Origin of the sequence: Stenotrophomonas sp. SAU14A_NAIMI4_8 (assembly GCF_003086695.1) — a bacterium.
GTDB lineage: Bacteria > Pseudomonadota > Gammaproteobacteria > Xanthomonadales > Xanthomonadaceae > Stenotrophomonas.
The window spans coordinates 4,303,937-4,324,500 of record NZ_CP025999.1 but is presented as its reverse complement, the minus strand read 5'-3'; the positions used below and the strand labels follow the sequence as shown (position 1 = coordinate 4,324,500).

Genomic DNA, 20,564 nt, shown 5'->3' with positions numbered 1-20,564 from the left:
CTTCTTTCCACCTGATCGAGCAACAAGGACGCCCCGATGAACACTGCTGTGGATGCTGTCGAACGTACTGAAATCCTGATCATCGGTGCCGGTCCCGCCGGTTCGGTGGCCGCCGCGATGCTGCGCCAGCAGGGGCGCCAGGTGCTGATGCTGGAGCGCCAGCAGTTCCCGCGCTTCTCGATCGGTGAAAGCCTGCTGCCGCAGAGCATGGAATACATCGAAGCGGCCGGCCTGCTGCAGGACGTGGTGGAAGCGGGCTTCCAGTACAAGAACGGCGCGGCCTTCGTGCACGGCGAAGCGCGCACCGCCTTCGATTTCCGCCAGAAGTTCTCGCCGGGCTGGGGCACCACCTACCAGGTGCAGCGCGCCGACTTCGACAACGTGCTGGCGCGTGGCGCCGAGCGCATGGGCACCACGCTGCGCTTCGGCGATGAAGTGCTGGCGGTCGAGCCGGGCGAGCAGCCGGTGGTGAGCGTGCGCCGTCCCGACGGCAGCGAATACCGCATCCAGGCCGACTTCATCCTCGATGCCTCCGGCTTCGCACGCCTGCTGCCGCGCCTGCTGGATCTGGAATCGCCGTCGAACTTCCCGGTGCGCGGGGCGATCTTCTGCCACGTGCGCGACAACATTCCGGCCGAGGCCGATTTCGACCGCAACAAGATCCTGATCACCACCCACCCCGAGCACATCGACGTCTGGTACTGGACCATTCCGTTCTCCAACGGCTGCTGCTCGTTGGGCGTGGTGGCCGAACCGTCGTTCTTCGAACGCTACGAGGGCGACGATCTGCAGAAGCTGCAGGCCATCGTGGGCGAAGACCCGAACCTGACCCGGCTGCTGGCCAACGCCGAATGGGCGGTGCTGCCGGTACGCCGCATCACCGGCTATTCGGCCAATGTCAGCTCGCTGTGGGGCCCGGGTTACGCGCTGCTGGGCAATGCCGGCGAGTTCCTCGATCCGGTGTTCTCCTCCGGCGTCACCATCGCCTTCAAGTCGGCGCAGCTGGCCAGCGAATGCCTGAAGCGCCGCTACGCCGGTGAAACCGTCGATTGGGAAGCGGAGTTCTCCATTCCGCTGCGCGCCGGCGTGAAGACCTTCCGCCGCTTCGTCGAAGCCTGGTACCAGGGCGGTTTCCAGAAGATCATCTACCACCCCGACCAGCAGCCTGCCGTGCGCGACATGATCAGTTCCATCCTGGCCGGCTATGCGTGGGATACCAAGAACCCGTACGTGGCCGATGACAGCGGCCGCCGTATGCGTGTGCTGGAGGAATTGTGCAGCGCCTGATCGTCCGTTTCACCGCCGTGCTGCTGTGCGTGCTGCTGGCCGCCTGTGCCAGCCGCATGCCGCGGCCCCTGGTCGAACTGCCGCCGCTGCGCCTGCCGCCGGCCAGTCTGCCGGCGCCGCTGGCGCTGCAGCAGCAGTTGCATTTCCGTTTCGGCAGCCACGAGCGCGACCTGGACGCGCTGCTGGAAGCCGATGCCCAGCAGGTGCAGTTGGCGGTGCAGGCCATGGGCCAGACCGGCGTGCGCCTGCAGTGGGATGGCCAGCAGCTGACCCAGCAGCGCGCGCCGTGGCTGCCGCCGCAGGTGCGTGCCGAACGCGTGCTGGACGACCTGCAGTTCGCGCTGTGGCCGACCGCCGCGATTGCCGCGGCATTGCCGCCGGGCTGGCAGGTGGCCGACGACGGCCAGCAGCGCACGCTCTCACGCGACGGCACGGTGTGGCTGCTGCTGCAGCGCCGCGCCGATGGCAGCGTGGAACTGGACAACCGCGCCGAGGGCTACGCCCTGCGCATTGAATCGATCGACATGGCCGGGCAGCACGAATGACCGCACCGATTTTCCTGAACGACCTGGGCGTGGTCTGCGCGCTGGGCGCGGGCCGCGCCGAGGTGGCCGCCGCGCTGTTCGCCGACGCCCCCGGTGGGCTCAGCGACAACCACACCCTGCTGCCGGGGCAGACCCTGGCGCTGGGTGAAGTGCGCACGCCGCTGCCGGCGCTGGACGATCTGCCGGTCGCCCTGCGCGGCCGCAACAATGCGCTGCTGGACGTGGCGCTGGCACAGATCGCGCCGTCGGTTGCCGCGGCCATTGCCCGCTATGGCGCATCGCGCGTGGCGGTGGTGCTGGGCACCAGCACCTCCGGCATCGGTGAATCCGAACAGGCGCTGCGCACCCGCGCCGAGCAGGGCCACTGGCCCGAAGGTTTCGATTACGCACAGCAGGAAATGGGCACCGCCGCCCAGTTCGTGCGCCAGCGCAGTGGCGCGCAGGGCCCGGCATGGACGTTGTCCACGGCCTGTTCGTCCAGCGCCAAGGCGCTGATGTCGGCCGCGCGCATGCTGCGCACCGGCGTTGTCGACGCCGTCATCGCCGGCGGCGCCGATTCGCTGTGCCGCTTCACCGTGGCCGGCTTCAGCGCACTGGAATCGGTATCGCCGCAGCGCTGCAATCCGTTCTCGCAGCACCGCAATGGCATCAACATCGGCGAAGGCGCCGCACTGTTCCTGCTGACCCGCGAGCCGGGCGGCGTGCGGTTGGCCGGCTGGGGTGAATCGGCCGATGCGCACCACATGTCCGCACCCGATCCGCAGGGCCTGGGTGCCATCGACGCGCTGCAGCAGGCCCTGCAGCGTGCCGGCTGGGCCGCGCAGGAGGTGGACTACGTGAACCTGCACGGCACCGCCACCGGCCACAACGACGCCATGGAAAGCCAGGCGGTTGCGCAGGTGCTGGGCACCACCGTGCCGGCCAGTTCCACCAAGCCGCTGACCGGGCACACGCTGGGCGCGTCCGGCGCGATCGAAGCCGCGCTGTGCTGGATCGTGCTGGCCGACAACCCGCAGCAGCTGCTGCCGCCGCACTGGTGGGACGGCGTGGCCGACCCGGCGCTGCCGGTGCTGCCGCTGGTGGCACCCGGTACGCGCACGGCGCAGGCACCGCGGCGCGCCCTCAGCAATTCTTTCGCCTTCGGTGGCAGCAACGCCGTGCTGGCGCTGGAGCGCCTGTGAGCCGGCCGCTGTACGCCATTGAAGAGGTGGTGCCGCACCGCCAGGACATGTGCCTGCTCGAGCGCATCGTGCACTGGGACGATGAAGGCATCGAGGCCGAGCTGGTCGTGCCCGAGGCGGGATTGTTCGTCGAAGACGGCGGCATTCCGGCCTGGGTGGGCATCGAATACATGGCCCAGGCCATTGCCGCATGGGCGGGGTGCCGCGCACGCACTGCCGGGCGCCCGCCGCAGCTGGGCTTCCTGCTCGGCAGCCGCCGCTACAGCAGCCAACGCAGCAGTTTCCCCAGCGGCACCCGCCTGCGCGTACAGGCGCGCTGCGAGTTGTTGGGCGACAATGGGCTGGGAATGTTCGCCTGCCGCATCCTGGCAGGCGACGAAGAATGGGCGGTTGCCAACGTGTCGGTGTTCGAACCGGCCGACTCGATGGCCTATCTGGAGAGTGGACAGGCATGACAGGGAATCGGAGTGTGCTGGTGACCGGCGCCAGCCGGGGTATCGGCCGGGCCATCGCGCTGCGTATCGCGCGCGATGGCTTCGACGTGGTGGTGCATTGCCGCAGCCGCGTGGAGGAAGCGCAGGCCGTGGCCGCGGAAATCCAGGCGCTTGGCCAACAGGCCCGCGTGCTGGCATTCGACGTGGCCGACCGCGCCGCCGCGCGTGCGGCGCTGGAAGCCGACGTGGATGCGCACGGCGCCTACTACGGGGTGGTCTGCAATGCCGGCATCGCCCGTGACGGCGCCTTCCCGGCGCTGTCCGAAGACGATTGGGACCAGGTCATCCACACCAACCTGGACGGCTTCTACAACGTGCTGCACCCGCTGATCATGCCGATGGTGCGCCGTCGCAAGCCGGGCCGCATCGTCACCCTGTCGTCGGTGTCCGGCGTGGCCGGCAACCGCGGCCAGGTCAACTACAGTGCGGCCAAGGCCGGCATCATCGGTGCCACCAAGGCGCTGGCGCTGGAACTGGCCAGCCGCCAGATCACCGTGAACTGCGTGGCCCCGGGCCTGATCGAGACCGACATGCTGAATGAAGAAGTGGTCGAACACGCATTGAAGCTGATTCCCGCCGGCCGCGTCGGCCGCCCGGACGAAGTGGCCGCCACCGTGGCCTTCCTGCTGTCCGAGCCGGCCGGGTACATCACCCGCCAGGTCATTTCGGTGAACGGGGGCATGATCTGATGGCCGCCGATCGTCGCGTCGTGGTGACCGGTGCCGCCGCCATCAGCCCGCTTGGCCACGACTGGCCGACCATCCAGGCGCATCTGCGCAGCTGCCGCAATGCAGTGCGCAGCATGCCCGAATGGGATGTCTATGCCGGCCTGAACACCAAGCTGGCCGCGCCCGCGCAGGATTACGAACTGCCGCCGAACTACAACCGCAAGACCACCCGTTCGATGGGCAAGGTCGCCATCATGTCGGTGCGCGCCACCGAAGTGGCGCTGCGCGAAGCCGGCCTGTACGAGCACCCGGTGCTGCGCAGCGGCCGTGCCGGCGTGGCCTACGGGTCCTCGTCGGGCAGCCATGAAGCCACCGGTGAATTCGGCCGCATGCTGCATGAATTCACCACCGATGGCATCAGTGCCACCACCTACCTGAAGATGATGAGCCACACCGCGCCGGTGAACATCGGCGTGTTCTTCGGCCTGTCCGGCCGCGTCTACACCACCTCCAGCGCCTGCACGTCGGGCAGCCAGGGCGTGGGCGCCGGCTACGAGGCGATCCGCAGCGGCAAGCAGACGGTGATGGTGGCCGGCGGTGCCGAACAGCTCGACGCTACCGCGGCGGCGGTGTTCGACACTCTGTTCGCCACCAGCACCCGCAACGACGCCCCGCAGACCACCCCGCGCCCGTTCGATGCCGGCCGCGATGGCCTGGTGCTGGGCGAGGGCGCCTGCACGCTCATCCTGGAAGACCTGGAGCACGCGCAGGCGCGCGGTGCCACCATCCTGGCCGAGATCGTGGGTTACGGCACCAACAGCGATGGCCAGCACGTCACCCAGCCCAGCGCCGACACCATGGCCCAGGCCATGCGCCTGGCCTTGGAGGACGCCGGCCTGGAGCCGTCGCAGATCGATTACGTGAACGCCCACGGCACCGCCACCGACCACGGTGACATCGCCGAAACCCAGGCCACCGCCCAGGTGTTCGGAAACGCCGTGCCGATCAGCTCGCTGAAGAGCTACGTCGGCCACATGCTGGGCGCCTGCGGCGCGTTCGAGGCCTGGATGAGCATCGAGATGATGCGCGCCGGCTGGTTCGCGCCCACCCTGAACCTGGGCGAGGTCGATCCGCGCTGTGGCCAGCTCGATTTCATCACCGGCCAGGGCCGTGAACTGCAGGCCGAGTACGTAATGAGCAACAATTTCGCCTTCGGCGGCATCAACACCTCGCTGGTGTTCCGCCGCTGGAGCGAGTGACCCGCTGTACCCGCACCCCAACAAGGAGATGTTCCGATGCGCCGCACCCTGCTGATCGCCGCCGCCACCGCGCTGCTGGCCCTGTCCTCCACCGCCTCGGCCCGCGACACCCGCGTCGAGCAGTCCCTGCGTGACCTGGTCAATTCGCAGGCCGCCAAAGATGCCGGCATTGATGGCAGCGTCCGCTTCTACCTGGCCGGCCAGCCGGTCAGCGTGCAGCAGCGCCTGGGCGAGGACGTGACCAACAAGAAGACCAACGCCGCCAACAAGAGCGACGAAGAAGCCTGCCGCTGGGTGGCCCTGTCGGCGCTGCGCGCGCTGCAGGATGGCGCCAAGTCGCGCGGCGCCAACGCCGTGGTCGACATCGTCAGCTACTACAAGAAGAACGAGTTCAAGAGCGCCACCAACTACGAATGCTATGCCGGCGCGATCCTGGCAGGCGTGGCGCTGAAGGGCACCTACGCGAAGGTCAAGTAAGGCCCGCGCAGCGCCCGGTGCTGGCTGAACGCCGCCGCCACATTGCTGAACCCCGGTGGGGAAACGCCGTCGATCGCGCCGCCATCGTCGCGTGACGGCTTTCCCCGCCCCCGGCTTTCCGACACAATCATGGCTCTTCCCGGGTTATCGTCCCGCGGACATGCACGCCTACGTCTATAAAAGCCAAAAAAAGCCGGACACCTACGTCTATCTCGCCCGTCGTGATGACTTCAGTGCGCTGCCTGCGCCGCTGGCAGCGTCGCTGGGCGCGCTCACCTTCGTGCTGGATGTCGCGCTGGATGCCTCGCGCCGCCTGGCCCAGGCCGACCCGGCCAAGGTCCGCAGCGAACTGACCGAACGTGGTTTCTACCTGCAGGTGCCGCCGTCGGTGGCCAGCCTGATGCCGCGCCACTATGACTGAGCTGTCCCGTTCGCGCGCCCTGACGGCGGCCTTCGGGCTGGGCGCCGTGCTGGCGCTGGGTTCGGCCCTGGGTGGCCTGCCGGGTGCGCTGCTGGCCGCCTTGGCGCAGCCGGCGTTCGCGCTGGGCGTGTCGTGGTGGCGGCGCAGCCGTGCGCTGCTGCCGCTGCAGCAGACCCTGCGCCAGGACGTGCCGGCGCTGCTGGCGCTGTGGTTCGCTGCGCCGCTGCTGCTGGCCCTGCTGTTGGCCTGGCCGTTGGCGGCGCTGCGCGACAGCGGCAGCCTGGCCGCCGTGCTCGGCCTGAGCGTGCTGGTCAGCGCCGCGTTGCTGGCGGCCTGGCGTACCTGGCCGCTGTGGAACGATGTCGAACGTCTGGATGGTGGCCTGGGCCCGCACTGGCAGGCACTGGCCGGGCGCGATCTGAGCGCCTGGCGTGGCCTGGGCGTGGCCGCGATCGTGGTGGCGCTGGCCGCGCTGGTGGTGTTGCCGGCCTGGCCCGAACTGCTGCCCGAAGGCGCACGCTGGCCGGCCGCGCTGGCCGTGCTGCTGCTGTCGCCGCCGCTGCACCTGCTGCTGCAGAAGGTGCAGCCGGCACCGCTGGTGGCACTGCGCAGCCGTGTGCTGGACACCGCCGGCGACGATGCGGCACCGCTGTTCACTGCCGTAGCCGACAGCACCCCGCTGGAAGCCATGGCGCCGCAGGAACTCACCCCGTCGCTGTTCGAAGCGGCCCGCCACGGCCGTGTCGACCGCGCGCTGCAGTTGCTGCAGGCCGGTGCCGACGCGCACGCGCTGCCCGATTCGAGCTGGCGCGACCAGCGCAGCCTGGCCGTGCTGGCGGCGGTGCTGCCGGACCTGCGCCTGCTGCGTGAACTGATCGGCCGCGGGGTGGATGTGAACGCCCCGCACCGCGGCATGACCCCGTTGCTGGCCGCCACCCGTGACAGTTGGCATGGCCGCCCCGAAGCGGTGATGACCCTGCTTGCCAACGGTGCCGATTCGCGCGCCACCGACAGCGACGGCAACACCCCGCTGCACCATGCCGCACGCAGTTCCGACCCCGGCGTGGCCGCGCTGCTGCGCGACGCCGCCGCCGAAGTGGACGCGCTGAACCATGAAGGCTGGTCGCCGCTGGCAGTGGCCTGCCAGGTCGGCAACTGGCGCCTTGCACGCTTCCTGCTGGAGCGCGGCGCGCGTACCGAACCGGCCGAGGGCACCCCGGTGCTGCTAGCCGCGGCGGCCACCGAAGACGATGACCCGGCCGGCGTGCAGCTGCTGCTGAAGCACAAGGCCCGTGCCGATGCGCGTGATCGCCAGCGCCGCAGTGCGCTGCACGACGCCGCGCTGGCCGGCCACGTGGACATCATCGGCGTGCTGCTGGGCGCCGGTGCCAACCTGGAAGCCCGCGACGCGCTGGGCCGCACCCCGTGGCTGGAAGCTGCCCGTGCCGGTCGCGCAGCGGTGATCGAACACCTGCTGCCGCACAAGCCCGACCTGACCGCCGTCGATGGCGAAGGCCGCAACGCCGTGCTGCTGGCCGCCATGGCCGACGATGTGTCGCCGCTGCTGGTCAAGCGCCTGGTGGACCTGGGCATCGCCGCCGATGCCAGCGATCCCTTGGGCCGCCGCGCCGTCGATTACGCTGCCGAAGCCGGGCGCTGGGCGATCGTGGCCCTGCTTGATCCCAGCTATCCGCTGCCAGCGGCCGTCAGCGATGGCCTGGCCGAACGCGGTGATGCTGCCACCGCCAGCGGCCTGCTGCCGGACCGCCCGCCGCTGACCCTGCTGCGCGAAGCGCTGGGCTTCGGCAATACCGACGGCATGGCCGCCCTGGCCAAGCTGTGCCAGCCCGAAGAACTGGGCAGCCTGCTGCTGGACCCGGAACTGGCCCTGGAACCGCGCGCGGTGGACTGGCTGCTGGGCCATGGCGCCGACCCGTACGTGCGCGATGCCTGCGCCGACACCCCCATGTTCGCCCTGCTGGCCCGTGGCATCGATGCCGTGCCGGCGCTGCAGGTGATGCTGCAGCGTGGCCTGTCACCGGCCGGCCGGGGTGGCCTGGCGCGCTTCCTGGCCGCCTGCGCACAGCACGACCAGGCCGCCCGTGGCCTGGAACAACTGTCGCTGGAACTGCTGGAACGCGGCGCCGATCCGTTCGCGCCTTCGCCGGCCGGTGATCCGCCGTTGTCGTTGGCCGTGCGCCTGGGTTGGCTGCGCCTGCAGCAGGCCTTGCTGAACACTGGCGTGGACCGCGAAGCGCGCGACAGCCATGGCATGACCGCCCTGCACCTGGCCACCGCCCTGGCCCGGGAAGGCGCGTTGAAGCTGCTGGTGCAGCACGGTGCATCGCCCGAAGCGCGCGCCGCCGACGGCCAGACTCCGTTGGGCGTGGCGCTGTCGATCGGCCGTCGCGACCTGGCCGACTGGCTGGACTGGCGCGTGTGGCCGCTGCCGCGCCGCACGCTGCGTGAAAGCGATCTGCCGGCCGCCGCCATGGCCGGCGACGTCGATGCCGTGCGTCGCCTGAACGATCTGGGTTTTGCCATCGATGCGGTGGATGCGCAGGGCTGCACGGCCCTGCTGCGCGCGGCCGGTGGCGGCCACCTGGCGGTGGTCGATCTGCTGCTGGCCCGTGGCGCCGATCCGCAGCATGGCGCGGCCAGTGGTGCCACGCCGTTGTCGGCGGCCGTCAGCATGCGCCAGGTCGATATCGTGTCGGCCCTGCTCGATGCCGGTGCGCAGCTGGAACACCGCCTGCCCGGCGGCGTAACCGTACTGATGCTGGCCTCGGCGCTGGGTCTGCCGGACATCGTGGCGCGCCTGCTGACCGCCGGCGCCGACGTACATGCCGGCGATGCCCAGCAGTTGGGGCCGCTGCACTGCGCGGCGCTGTACGGTTTCAGTGCACGCGATCGTTCGCGCCTGCTGGCCCTGCTGGATACGCTGCTGCTGGCCGGTGCCGAGCCGGACCAAGCCGCTGCCGGTTCGGTCACCCCGCTGCTGCTGCTGCTGGGCGCGCGCGCCGAGCCGGGCACGGCCTGCGACGAACAGGTGGTGATGGCTGCCGTGGAGCGCCTGCTGGATGAAGAGGTGAGCCTGGACGTGCGCGATCCGCGTGGTTTCGGCCCGCTGCATCTGGCCGCCCTGCACGGCCTGCCGCTGCTGGTGCAGCGCCTGCTGCGCGCAGGCGCCGACCCCGAAGCCCGCGACAGCTTGAACCGCAGCCCGCGCGAGATCGCGGTCATGCGCGGCTTCATCGACGTGGCCGGCGAATTCGAACCGCGCGTCCCCGGTGTGTCCTCCATGGCCCGCTTCCTGCGCGACAACGGCTGAGGCACCACGGTAGCGCCGGGCCACGCCCGGCGGCATCGCATGTGGGTGCCGACCGTTGGTCGGCACGTGGGGTCGGCCGACCCCAGTAGATCCACGCCATGCGTGGATGACCGCATCCGCAGCCAACAGCATCCACGCATGGCGTGGATCTACTTGTCGCGCTCGGCGTCGGCTACGAACAGATGCATCAGGTCGTTGGCTGAAGCGCGGGGTCGGATCCCTTTCCGCAGGAAAGGGCTCTGACCCCTGCATGGCCGCATGCATGCTCATCCACGCATGGCGTGGATCTACTTGTCGCGCTCGGCGTCGGCTTCGAACAGGTGCATCAGGTCGTTGGCTGAAGCGCGGGGTCGGATCCCTTTCCGCAGGAAAGGGCTCTGACCCCTGCATGGCCGCATGCATGCTCATCCACGCATGGCGTGGATCTACTTGTCGCGCTCGGCGTCGGCTTCGAACAGGTGCATCAGGTCGTTGGCTGAAGCGCGGGGTCGGATCCCTTTCCGCAGGAAAGGGCTCTGACCCCTGCATGGCCGCATGCATGCTCATCCACGCATGGCGTGGATCTACTTGTCGCGCTCGGCGTCGGCTTCGAACAGGTGCATCAGGTCGTTGCGGGCATCGCGTGAGGTCTGGATCACCGCGGCTTCGTCGTCGTAAACCAGATACTGGTCACGCAGCAGCTGTTCGTCGTGCTCGCGGAAGCGCTGCACATGGCGCTCGGCCACATCGGGCGCCACACCCAGCGCGGTCAGCACGCGGCCGCTCATCTCCAGGCTGGTGCCGAACACTTCGCGGAACGGCTCCGCCGACATGTCCATCAAGCGCCACGCATGCTGGCGGTTGCGCGCACGCGCCAGCACCTTCGCTTCCGGGTACAGGCGGCGCACCATGCGCACCGCGCGCAGGTTGGTTTCCGGGTCGTCCACGGTGATCACGAACACATCGATGCGCTCGCCGCCGGCCGCGCGCAGCATTTCCGGCCGGGTCGGGTCGCCGTAGTACAGCTGGTTGCCGAAGCGGCGCAGGTCGGCCACGGTGTCCGGGTTCGCTTCCAGCGCCACGAACGGCACCTTCTGCGCGGTCAGCAGGCGCGCGATCACCTGGCCGAAGCGGCCCATGCCGGCAATCAGCACCTTGGGCTGGTTGTCCGGCGCCACCTTGTCGGCCGGCGCGGCATCACGCGGCGCCACGCGCTCGCGTCCCAGCAGTTTCAACAGCGCGATCATCAACAGCGGGGTGATGGCCATCGACAGACCGACCACCGCCACCAGCCGGTCGTGGTTGGCATTGCCCAGCAGGTGCGCGCGCTGCGCTTCGTTGAACACCACGAAGGCGAACTCGCCGCCCAGCCACAGCACACTGCCCAGCAGCAGCGACTGCCGCGACGTCAGCCGGGCAACCCGGCCGATCGCATACAGCACGCTGAACTTCACCAGCAGCAGCGCGCCCACGCCGGTGGCGATCAGCCAGGGCTCGGCGGCAATGCGGTCCAGGTCGATGCCCATGCCCACGGCAATGAAGAACAGCCCCAGCAGCAGGCCCTTGAACGGCTCGATCTGCGCTTCCAGTTCATGGCGGAATTCCGAATCGGACAGCAGCACACCGGCCAGGAACGCGCCCAGGCTGGGGCTCAGCCCGGCTTCCTGCATGAACCAGGCGGTGCCCAGTACCACCAGCAGGGCGGTGGCGGTGAACACTTCGGGGCTGCGCGTGCGCGCGATGACGCCAAACACCCGCCGCAGCACCGGGCGCCCGCACAGGATCACCACCGCCAGCGCACCCAGCGCCACTGCCACATCTTCCCAGCGCAGGGTCTGGTTGCGCGCCCCGCCCAGCAGCGGAATGGCGGCCAGCAGCGGAATGGCGATCAGGTCCTGGAACAGCAGGATCGCAAACCCCAGCCGCCCATGGTCGCTGTTCAGCGCCTTGTGTTCGGACAGCAGCTGCAGGCCCACCGCCGTGGACGACAGGGCCAGCGCGATGCCCACCACCAGCGCGCTCTTCCACTGGAAATGGTCCAGCAGCAACAGCCCGCCCAGCAGCAGGCCGGACACGGCCACCTGGGCCGCACCGGCACCGAACACCGAGCGCCGCATCACCTTCAGGCGCGAGGGTGACAGTTCCAGCCCGATCACGAACAGCAGCATCACCACGCCGATCTCGGCCGCGCCCAGGATCCGGTCGGCATCCTGCACGAAGCCCAGCCCGTCCGGGCCCAGCACCACGCCGGCGGCCAGGTAGCCCAGCACCGCGCCGAAGCCGAACTTCTTGAACACCGGCACGGCGATCACCGCGGCCAGCAGCAGCACCAGTGCCAGTTCCAGACCACCGCTATGCATGGGAATACCTGGTCATCGCAGTGGCCGGGGCGCGTCCGTTCGGTTGGGGGAAGGGCGGTGGAGTGCCCTGCGCGCATTATGCGCGCCTGCCCGTGCACGAACGACAACGGCACCGCAACCGGCAACCGGCCAGCGCCGCAACCGGGGTTGACCGCGGCAGTGGGCAGGTCCAGACTGCCCGCCGCTGCCGGTGTCTTGCGGCAGTACACCCATCCGGAGTCCCCAACCCATGTCCAGCGACAGTAGAAGTCGACCTCGTTCGACGCCAGCAATGGCAACCGCCTGACATCGGGACGGTCTGCCTGCGTTGGCGTTGCGCGAGGTCGCACCCACGAAAGGCAGATCCATGAACCAGAAGCAATTGCTGCGTCCGGTGGCCGATGCCGCCGCACTGGCCGCCCCCCTGGCCGACTACAACACCGCCGACGCGGTGGAATTCCTCAACACCCTGGAGCTCGAGCGCGCCGCAGACACGCTGGCGGCACTGCCGCTGCCGCGCGCGGTGAAGATGCTGGAAGCACCGGAACTGCACCGCAGCGGTGAACTGGTGGCCGCACTGCCGCCGGCGCGAGCAGCCGCGCTGCTGGGCCTGATGGCCGACGACCGTGCCACCGACATCGTGCACGAGCTGGACGAGGACGAGCGCGCCCGGCTGATTCCGCTGCTCGGCAGCGAAGCCCGCCAGGCCATCCAGACCCTGCTCAGCTACCCGCCGAACACGGCCGGTGCGCTGATGACCACCGAATTCGCGGTGCCGGCCAGCTGGACCGTGGCCCAGACCCTGCAGCACATCCGCCAGGTCGAGCGCACCCGCGAAACCGTGTACGCCATCTATGTGCTGGACCCGGCCAGCCAGCAGCTGCAGCAGGTGGTGACGATGCGCCGGCTGATCACCGGCCTGCCGGAGGAATCGATCCTGGACGTGGCCCAGGTCAACCCGCCGGTCACCGTCGATGCCCTGCTGGACCAGGAAGAAGTGGCGCGGCTGATCCGCCGCCACGACCTGCTGGCCATTCCGGTGGTCGATACGCAGCAGCACCTGCTGGGCATCGTCACCGTCGATGACGTGCTGGACGCCCTGATTGAAGAGTCGACCGAGGACGCGCACAAGTTCGGCGGCATGGAAGCGCTGGACAAGCCGTACATGCAGATCGGCTTCTTCGAGATGCTGCGCAAGCGCGCCGGCTGGCTCAGCGTGCTGTTCCTGGGCGAAATGCTCACCGCCAGCGCGATGCAGCACTACGAGGACGAACTGGCGCGCGCAGTGGTGCTGACCCTGTTCATTCCGCTCATCATGAGCTCGGGCGGCAACTCCGGTTCGCAGGCCACCTCGCTGCTGATCCGCAGCCTGGCCCTGCGCGAGCTGCGGTTGAGTGACTGGTGGAAGGTGGCCCTGCGCGAAGTGCCCACCGGCATGGTGCTGGGCGCGATCCTGGGCTGCCTGGCCATCGTGCGCATCGTCATCTGGCAGCTGGGCGGCCTGCACGACTACGGCGAGCACTGGGTGCTGCTGGCCATCACCATCGGTGCGGCGCTGGTGGGCATCGTCACCTTTGGTTCGCTGTCCGGTTCCATGCTGCCCTTCATCCTCAAGCGCCTGGGCTTCGACCCGGCCAGCGCGTCGGCCCCGTTCGTGGCCACCCTGGTGGATGTAACCGGCCTGGTCATCTACTTCAGCATCGCCGCGATGATCCTGCACGGCACCCTGCTGTAGCTGCTCTGGTAGGTGCCCACCTTGGTGGGCACGCAAGGCTCTGGTAGGTGCCCACCTTGGTGGGCACGCAACGGTCACGCCGGGGTCAGAGCCCTTTCCTGCGGAAAGGGATCCGACCCCTTCACCACGGAATTTCGGTACCGTAGGCGCATGAGTACCTACCATCTGCAGTCCGTGTTCCGCCCGCAGTCGGTTGCGGTGATCGGCGGCAGCCCGCGCGAACGCTCGGCCGGCCGCGCGGTGATGCGCAACCTGCGTGGCACCGGCTTCCCCGGCAAGGTGGCGTGGATCAACCCGCGCCATGCCGAGATCGATGGCATCCGCACGGTGAAGCGGCTGAAGGACCTGGACTGGGTACCCGACCTGGTGGTGATCACCGCACCGGCGGCCATCGTGCCGCAGGTGGTGCGTACCGCCGCCGAGCGCGGCGTGCAGGCGGCCATCATCCTCACCGCGCACCTGGGCGAGGGCCCGGGCTCGCTGTCCGAACAGGTGGAAACGGTGGCGCGCAAGCACGGCCTGCGCATCCTCGGCCCGCACTGCCTGGGCGTGATCGCGCCGCACGCGCGGCTCAATGCCAGCATCGCCGCGCATTTCCCGCAGGCCGGCGACCTCGCGTTGATTTCCGAATCTTCGGCGATTGCCGCGGCGCTGGTGGAGTGGGGCGTGGCACGTTCGGTCGGCTTCTCCGCCGTGGTATCGCTGGGCGACACCCTGGACGTCGACTTCGGTGACCTGCTCGACTACTTCGCCACCGACTACCGCACCCGCGCCATCCTGCTGTACGTCGAACACATCAAGGACGCGCGCAAGTTCATGTCGGCCGCGCGTGCCGCTGCGCGTGCCAAGCCGGTGGTGGTGGTGAAGTCCGGCCGCGCCGAGCGCGTGCAGCCTGGCAGCGCCGATACCCACGTGCAGGCGCTGGCACGCGCCGATGATGTCTACGGCGCCGCCTTCAACCGCGCCGGGCTGCTGCGCGTCAGTGCGCTGGACGAGCTGTTCACCGCTGCCGAAACCCTCGGCCGCCTCGGCACGTTCCCGGGCCGCCGGCTGGCCGTGCTCAGCAACGGTGGCGGCGTCGGCCGGTTGGCCGTGGACCAGCTGGTCGCCCTGCGCGGCACCCTGGCACAGCTGTCCGACAGCACGGTCGAAACGCTGGACAAGGTGCTGCCGCAGGGCTGGTCGCGCAGCAACCCGGTGGACATCGTGGTGGACGCCGATGGTGACCGCTACGCCGCCGCCATCGAGGCGCTGCTGGCCGACAGCGAAAACGATGCGGTGATGGTGGTCAACGTGCCCACCGCGTTCACCTCGTCGGCCGATGCAGCGCAGGCACTGACCCGCACCCTCGGCCTGCGCCCGCGCCACCACCGCGACAAGCCGGTGTTCGCCGTATGGCTGGGCAACGATGACCAGGCTACCGCCACGCTCAACGCCGCGCGCGTGCCGACCTACCCGACCGAAGCCGAAGCCGTGCGTGGTTTCCAGCACCTGGTGCGCTACCGCGAAGCGCAGAACGCGCTGATGGAAACGCCCCCCAGCCTGCCGCAGGATTTCAGCGTGGACACCGCGCGGGCGCGCGCCCTGGTCGAATCTGCACTGTGCAACGGCCAGCAGTGGCTCGATCCGCTGGCCACCCATGAACTGCTGAAGGCCTACGGCATTCCGTCGGCGCCGGTGCTGCATGCCCGCGATGCGCACGAGGCGATGGATCTGGCGCAGCCGCTGCTGGAGCGCGGCGCCACGGTAGCCCTGAAGATTCTTTCGCCGGATATCCCGCACAAATCGGAAGTGGATGGCGTGCGCCTGAACCTGGCCACGCTGCCGGCGGTGCAGAGCGCGGCCAACGCGATTCTTGCCCGCGCGCGCCAGCTGCGCCCCGATGCGCGCATTGACGGTCTGCTGGTGCAGCCCACCATCGTGCGGCCGAAGGCGCGCGAGATCATCGTCGGCATTGCCGATGATGCAACCTTCGGGCCGGTGATCGTGGTCGGGCGCGGGGGCACCGCCGTGGAAGTGATCAACGACAAGGCGCTGGCGCTGCCACCGCTGGATCTGCGCCTGGCGCACGAACTGATCGGCCAGACCCGCGCCTCGCGCATCCTGAAGGCCTATGGCGATGTGCCCGCGGCCGACGAACGCGCGCTGGCGCTGGCCCTGGTAAAGCTGGCACAACTGGCCGCCGACATTCCCGAAGTGCGCACGCTGGACATCAACCCCTTGCTGGTGGACAGCAAGGGCATCCTCGCCCTCGATGCGCGCGTGGCCATCGCACCCTCGCGCATCCTGCACAAGGGCCGCGGCCATCCGCGCTTCTCGGTGTTCCCGTACCCGAAGGAGTGGGAGCGCACCATCGATCTGTCCGATGGTGGCCGCGCCTTCGTGCGCCCGGTGCGGCCGGAAGACGACGCGCTGTTCCGCGCGTTCTTCGCCCGGGTCAGCGATGAAGACCTGCGCCTGCGCTTCTTCCAGTCGGTGAAGCATTTCAGCCACGAGTTCATCGCGCGCCTGACCCAGCTCGACTACGCGCGCTCGATCGCGCTGGTGGCCATCGACCCACGCAGCGGCGACATGCTGGGCGCGGTGCGCCTGCATGCCGATGCCGATTACCATCGCGGCGAGTACGGCATCCTGATCCGCTCGGACCTGAAAGGCCACGGCATTGGCTGGCGCCTGATGGCGATCATGATCGAGTACGCCAAATGGCTGGGCCTGGACGTAGTGGAAGGGCAGGTGCTGCGCGAAAACAGCACCATGCTGGCGATGTGCCAGAGCCTGGGCTTCAAGGCAAAGCTGGACCCGGATGACCCTACCGTGATGGTGGTGACCCTGCCGGTGCAGCAGGTTGAGATCGCAGCAGCCCCCCCGTAGCGTGGAGCAAGCTCGACTGCTCTGGATCTTCGTAGAGGCGAGCTTGCTCGACTGCTTTGGATCTTCGTAGAGTCGAGCTTGCTCGACTGCTTTGCGCACAGCAGTCGAGCAAGCTCGACTCTACGACAGAGCGCAGTCGAGCAAGCTCGACTCTACCGTGCAATCGCCCGTTCCGGCATGGCCACGTCGCCCCACCGGCGCGACAATACCCCCATGACCGAACGCATTCCCCTGCTGCTATTGCCCGGCCTGCTCAACGATGCCGAGCTGTGGCGCGCGCAGCTGGCCGATCTGGCCGACATCGCCGACTGCACGGTGGGCGACCAGACCCGTGGTGAAACCCTGCAGGCGGTGGCCGAGGACGTGCTGGCGCAGGCGCCCGAGCGCTTCGCCTTGGCCGGCTTCTCCCTGGGCGGCTTCGTCGCCCAGCAGATCCTGCGCATCGCGCCCGAGCGCGTGCTGCGGCTGGCGCTGGTCGATACCTCGATCCATGCCGATTCGCCGGAGCGCGCCGAACAACGCCGCAGCCAGCGCGCCAGCGTACGCCTGCCGGGCAAGTTCCATGGGTTTGGCGATGCGCTGATGCGCAGCTACATCGACGCCTCGCGGTTGGATGACTACGTGCTGGTGCAGCGCGTACGTGACATGACCGCACGCCTGGGCGCCGAGGTATTCCTGCGCCAGAGCGGGCTGGAACGCCGCGATGGCCATGACGTGCTGGCCGCCTACCGCGATCCGCTGCTGATCGTCTGCGGTGCCAACGACCGCATCACGCCGTTGGCGGTGAGCGAGGAAATGCACGCGCTGGTGCCGCAGTCGCAGCTGGTGGTGGTGCCCGATTGCGGGCACCTGGCACCCATGGAAAGGCCGGACGAAGTGAGCGCGGCAATGCGCGGCTGGTTGCTGCAGAGCAGGGGCTGAACCCCGCTTCGGGTAGGTGCCGACCTTGGTCGGCACGCTGTTTCAGCTCAAGCGAGAATCCTGCCCGCCAGCCCCGTAATGCCGATAAAACTCGCGATCTTCCCAGTCGTCGCGGAAGGCTGCGGGAATGCGTGACGCGATGTCACTCACGGCCAACGCGCGATCCCCACTGAAGAAGCTCTGCATTCGGTCGTCTGCAATCTGCAGCAATTCGGGCCAACGCATTTCATGTGCGACGAGTTCAATCAGCTCGATCGGCAGGCTGCCAGAATCCAGCAGTTCCGGAGAGCGGAGAGACAATGCAGAACGAACCTTTGAAACAAACACACTTCTCAAGCCGGGCTCTTCTCTCAAGATTCGAACGACCTCGAAGAACGACGCTTCCGCGGAGTTCACGCCAAAGCCAGCGGCCAGAATACGAAGAGCGTTCTCAATCAAGATGTCGAGAAGTTGAGATGACTTGAGTGGATTCATTGGAAAGCGTTCTCCGCTTTTTTCCAGTTGCGTCTGGCCCTTGGGCGGACCGGCCAATTATCACCTCGCCGGAGGTCCTGGCGACATAAGCGCGCTTTGTATCGCCCACGGTGCACCGCTTCAGGTAGGTGCCGACCTTGGTCGGCACGCAGTTTCATCGACCGACCAACGGCCAGTGCCGACCAAGGTCGGCACCTACCAATTCCAGTCCCTGACCGCAGTCGGGATCAATCCAGTGCGGCAATGCGCGGCTGGCTGTTGCAGAGCAGGGGCTGAACCCCGCTTCTGGTAGGTGCCGACCTTGGTCGGCACGCAGTTTCATCGACCGACCAACGGCCAGTGCCGACCAAGGTCGGCACCTACCGGTTCCGGTCTCCAACCGCAGTCGGGATCAATCCCAGGCCGGTGCAATGCCTTCGGGGTTGGCCAGGCGATGGCCGCGGTCCAGCTTGGCGATCTGCGCCATGTCATCGTCGGTCAGGCGGATCGCGGCGGCTTCCAGGTTGCCGGCCAGGTTCTCGCGCTTGGTGGACGAGGGAATGACCGCAAAGCCCTGCTGCAGCGCCCAGGCCAGCGCAACCTGGGCCGGGGTGGCCTGGTGGCGGCCGGCAATGGCCTGGATCACCGGGTCCTTCAACACTTCGCCATAGGCCAGGCTCATGTAGGCGGTAATGCGGATGCCGTTATCCTGCAGGAACTTCACCAGCAGGCGGTTCTGCAGGTATGGGTGGATCTCGATCTGGTTGGTGGCGATGGCATCGGCGCCCAGGATCTCGATCGCCTTGCGGGTCTGGGCGATGGTGAAGTTGGAAATGCCGATCTCGCGGGTCAGGCCCTGCGCCTTGGCCTCGGCCAGTGCCGGCAGGTATTCCTCCATCGGCACATCCACCTTGTCGTTCGGCGAAGGCCAGTGGATCAGTGCCAGGTCCACATGGTCGGTGCGCAGCTTCTGCAGGCTGGTGCGCAGGCTGGCCAGCAGCGCGTCGTGCTTGAACTCGCTGATCCACACCTTGGTGGTCAGGTAGATTTCCTCGCGCGGCACGCCGGATTCGGCGATCGCCTGGCCGACTTCGGCCTCGTTGTCATAGATCTGCGCGGTATCCACGGCGCGGTAGCCGACGTCCAGTGCGTTGCGCACCGAATCGATCACGGTCTGGTCTTTCAGGCGGAAGGTGCCAAGGCCAAAGGCGGGGACAGTCATGGGAAGCTCCAACGGGGGGAAAGGAGTGAACAGGAAGGGTAGGTCAGCGGCCGTATGCATGCCGGCAACGGTGCATTGCATGGCCGGTCAGTGTGCGGCGGCGGCAATGCCTTCGGCGCGGTGGTCCACGCCATCGCGGCGGTCCAGGCGGCCGCTGAGTGCGGTCAGTGCATAGGCGGCCAGGACCACCAGCGCACCCAGCCACGGCGTGTGCATCAGGCCGATGTGCTCCACCACCAGGCCACCCAGCGAGGCGCCCAGGGCGATGCCGATGTTGAACGCGGCGATGTTCAGGCCCGAGGCCACGTCGGTCGCCTGCGGTGCATAGCGCTGCGCCTGCTTGACCACGTACACCTGCAGGCCCGGCACGTTGCCGAAGGCGACTGCACCCAGTGCCAGCACGGTCAGCAGCATCAACCAGGTGTTGTGGGCGGTGAAAGTGAGCACGAACAGCACCAGGGCCAGCAGGGCGAAGATGCGCTTCAGCGCCGGCACCGGGCCCAGCCGGTCGGCCAGGCGGCCGCCCCACAGGTTGCCGATTGCCACCGACACGCCGTACACCAGCAGCACCAGGCTGACCGCATTGGCCGAAAAGCCGGTCACGTCCTGCAGGATCGGCGCCAGGTAGGTGAAGGCCAGGAAGGTGCCGCCGTAGCCCAGCGCGGTCATCGCATAGACCAGCAGCAGGCGCGGCTGGGCCAGCACGCCCAGTTGCTGGCGGAAGCTGGCCGGCGCGCTCTGCGGCACCGTGCGCGGCACGAACAGCAGTGCGCCCAGCAGGGCCACCACGCCCAGCGCGGCCACGGCCAGGAAGGTGGCACGCCAGCCCAGGTGCTGGCCGATGAAGGTGCCCAGCGGCACGCCGGTCACCAGCGCCACGGTCAGGCCGGTGAACATGATGGCGATGGCACTGGCGGCCTTTTCCTTCGGCACCACCGCGGTGGCGATGATCGAGCCGATGGAGAAGAACACGCCATGGGCCAGGCCGGTGAGGATGCGCGCGGCGATCAGCGAGGTGTAGCCCGGTGCCATCCAGGCAATCACGTTGCCCAGGGTGAACAGCACCATCAGCGCCACCAGCAGCTGCTTGCGCGGTACGCGCCCGGTCAGCGCAGTCAGCACCGGCGCGCCGATGGCCACGCCCAGCGCGTACAGGGAAACCAGCAGGCCGGCCGAGGGCAGGCTGACCTGCAGGTCGGCGGCAATGGTCGGAATGAGGCCGACGATGACGAATTCGGTGGTGCCGATGGCGAACGCGCCGAGCGTCAGCGCCAGCAGGGCCAGGGGAATGCCACGGGTCATGACAGGGTCCAGAGGAGGAGAAGGCGGGCAGTGTGCGCGGCCCACCTTTGCTGAAAAACCGGTCTTCACGCCAATCACT

16 protein-coding genes are annotated in these 20,564 nt (G+C 68.5%); 12 read left to right on the top strand and 4 right to left on the bottom strand.

Annotated features, from left to right (window positions below):
• Positions 1-36: 36 nt before the first annotated feature.
• The 9 genes from C1930_RS19465 to C1930_RS19425 all read left to right on the top strand — a co-directional run bounded on the left by C1930_RS19465 (position 37) and on the right by C1930_RS19425 (position 9,663).
• Positions 37-1,287 carry an NAD(P)/FAD-dependent oxidoreductase gene (locus C1930_RS19465; RefSeq protein ID WP_108751317.1) on the top strand — a complete coding sequence of 417 codons (1,251 nt, stop codon included), beginning with the start codon at positions 37-39 and terminating at the stop codon, positions 1,285-1,287.
• Positions 1,275-1,832, top strand: coding sequence for a DUF3261 domain-containing protein (locus C1930_RS19460; RefSeq protein ID WP_108751316.1), 558 nt, complete (start codon positions 1,275-1,277; stop codon positions 1,830-1,832). Before C1930_RS19465 ends, C1930_RS19460 begins: the two co-directional genes overlap by 13 nt.
• Entirely contained in the window at positions 1,829-3,013 is a 1,185-nt protein-coding gene (locus C1930_RS19455; protein WP_108757516.1) for a beta-ketoacyl-[acyl-carrier-protein] synthase family protein, read from the top strand. The genes C1930_RS19460 and C1930_RS19455 overlap by 4 nt, the downstream gene beginning before the upstream one ends.
• Positions 3,014-3,060: 47 nt before the next feature.
• The gene (locus C1930_RS19450; RefSeq protein ID WP_108772628.1) at positions 3,061-3,468 is read left to right on the top strand and encodes a hypothetical protein; all 408 of its coding nucleotides are present in this window, start codon (positions 3,061-3,063) and stop codon (positions 3,466-3,468) included.
• On the top strand, positions 3,465-4,196 hold the full coding sequence (locus tag C1930_RS19445; protein ID WP_108772453.1) for a 3-ketoacyl-ACP reductase FabG2: 732 nt from the start codon (positions 3,465-3,467) through the stop codon (positions 4,194-4,196). Before C1930_RS19450 ends, C1930_RS19445 begins: the two co-directional genes overlap by 4 nt.
• The gene (locus C1930_RS19440) at positions 4,196-5,434 is read left to right on the top strand and encodes a beta-ketoacyl-ACP synthase (protein WP_108751313.1); all 1,239 of its coding nucleotides are present in this window, start codon (positions 4,196-4,198) and stop codon (positions 5,432-5,434) included. Before C1930_RS19445 ends, C1930_RS19440 begins: the two co-directional genes overlap by 1 nt.
• 36 nt (positions 5,435-5,470) lie before the next feature.
• Positions 5,471-5,911, top strand: a complete 441-nt coding sequence (locus C1930_RS19435) for an excinuclease ATPase subunit (RefSeq protein WP_108751312.1) — start codon at positions 5,471-5,473, stop codon at positions 5,909-5,911.
• 160 nt (positions 5,912-6,071) lie between these two features.
• Entirely contained in the window at positions 6,072-6,332 is a 261-nt protein-coding gene (locus C1930_RS19430) for a YcgL domain-containing protein (protein ID WP_108757514.1), read from the top strand.
• On the top strand, positions 6,325-9,663 hold the full coding sequence (locus C1930_RS19425) for an ankyrin repeat domain-containing protein (RefSeq protein ID WP_108772452.1): 3,339 nt from the start codon (positions 6,325-6,327) through the stop codon (positions 9,661-9,663). The genes C1930_RS19430 and C1930_RS19425 overlap by 8 nt, the downstream gene beginning before the upstream one ends.
• A 563-nt stretch (positions 9,664-10,226) precedes the next feature.
• On the opposite strand, the gene C1930_RS19420 is transcribed toward C1930_RS19425, so the two are convergent.
• Positions 10,227-12,002 carry a monovalent cation:proton antiporter-2 (CPA2) family protein gene (locus tag C1930_RS19420; RefSeq protein ID WP_108757512.1) on the bottom strand — a complete coding sequence of 592 codons (1,776 nt, stop codon included), beginning with the start codon at positions 12,000-12,002 and terminating at the stop codon, positions 10,227-10,229.
• A gap of 346 nt (positions 12,003-12,348) precedes the next feature.
• Here C1930_RS19420 and mgtE point away from each other — a divergent pair, with 346 nt between their 5' ends.
• The 3 genes from mgtE to C1930_RS19400 all read left to right on the top strand — a co-directional run bounded on the left by mgtE (position 12,349) and on the right by C1930_RS19400 (position 17,508).
• Positions 12,349-13,716 carry a magnesium transporter gene (mgtE, locus tag C1930_RS19410; RefSeq protein ID WP_108772451.1) on the top strand — a complete coding sequence of 456 codons (1,368 nt, stop codon included), beginning with the start codon at positions 12,349-12,351 and terminating at the stop codon, positions 13,714-13,716.
• Positions 13,717-13,866: 150 nt separating this feature from the next.
• A complete protein-coding gene (locus tag C1930_RS19405) occupies positions 13,867-16,587 on the top strand; it encodes a bifunctional acetate--CoA ligase family protein/GNAT family N-acetyltransferase (protein ID WP_108772450.1) in 2,721 nt (906 codons plus the stop codon).
• Positions 16,588-16,800: 213 nt separating this feature from the next.
• Positions 16,801-17,508: an alpha/beta hydrolase gene (locus C1930_RS19400; protein WP_108757818.1), complete on the top strand. Its 708-nt coding sequence runs from the start codon at positions 16,801-16,803 to the stop codon at positions 17,506-17,508.
• A gap of 42 nt (positions 17,509-17,550) precedes the next feature.
• On the opposite strand, the gene C1930_RS19395 is transcribed toward C1930_RS19400, so the two are convergent.
• From C1930_RS19395 to C1930_RS19385, 3 genes are all read right to left on the bottom strand, one after another.
• Complete coding sequence (locus C1930_RS19395; protein ID WP_108772449.1) at positions 17,551-17,982, bottom strand: hypothetical protein; 432 nt, start codon at positions 17,980-17,982, stop codon at positions 17,551-17,553.
• Positions 17,983-18,373: 391 nt separating this feature from the next.
• Positions 18,374-19,183 carry a 2,5-didehydrogluconate reductase DkgB gene (dkgB, locus tag C1930_RS19390; protein ID WP_108757508.1) on the bottom strand — a complete coding sequence of 270 codons (810 nt, stop codon included), beginning with the start codon at positions 19,181-19,183 and terminating at the stop codon, positions 18,374-18,376.
• A gap of 87 nt (positions 19,184-19,270) precedes the next feature.
• Complete coding sequence (locus C1930_RS19385) at positions 19,271-20,485, bottom strand: MFS transporter (protein ID WP_108772448.1); 1,215 nt, start codon at positions 20,483-20,485, stop codon at positions 19,271-19,273.
• Between the last annotated feature and the right edge of the window lie 79 nt (positions 20,486-20,564).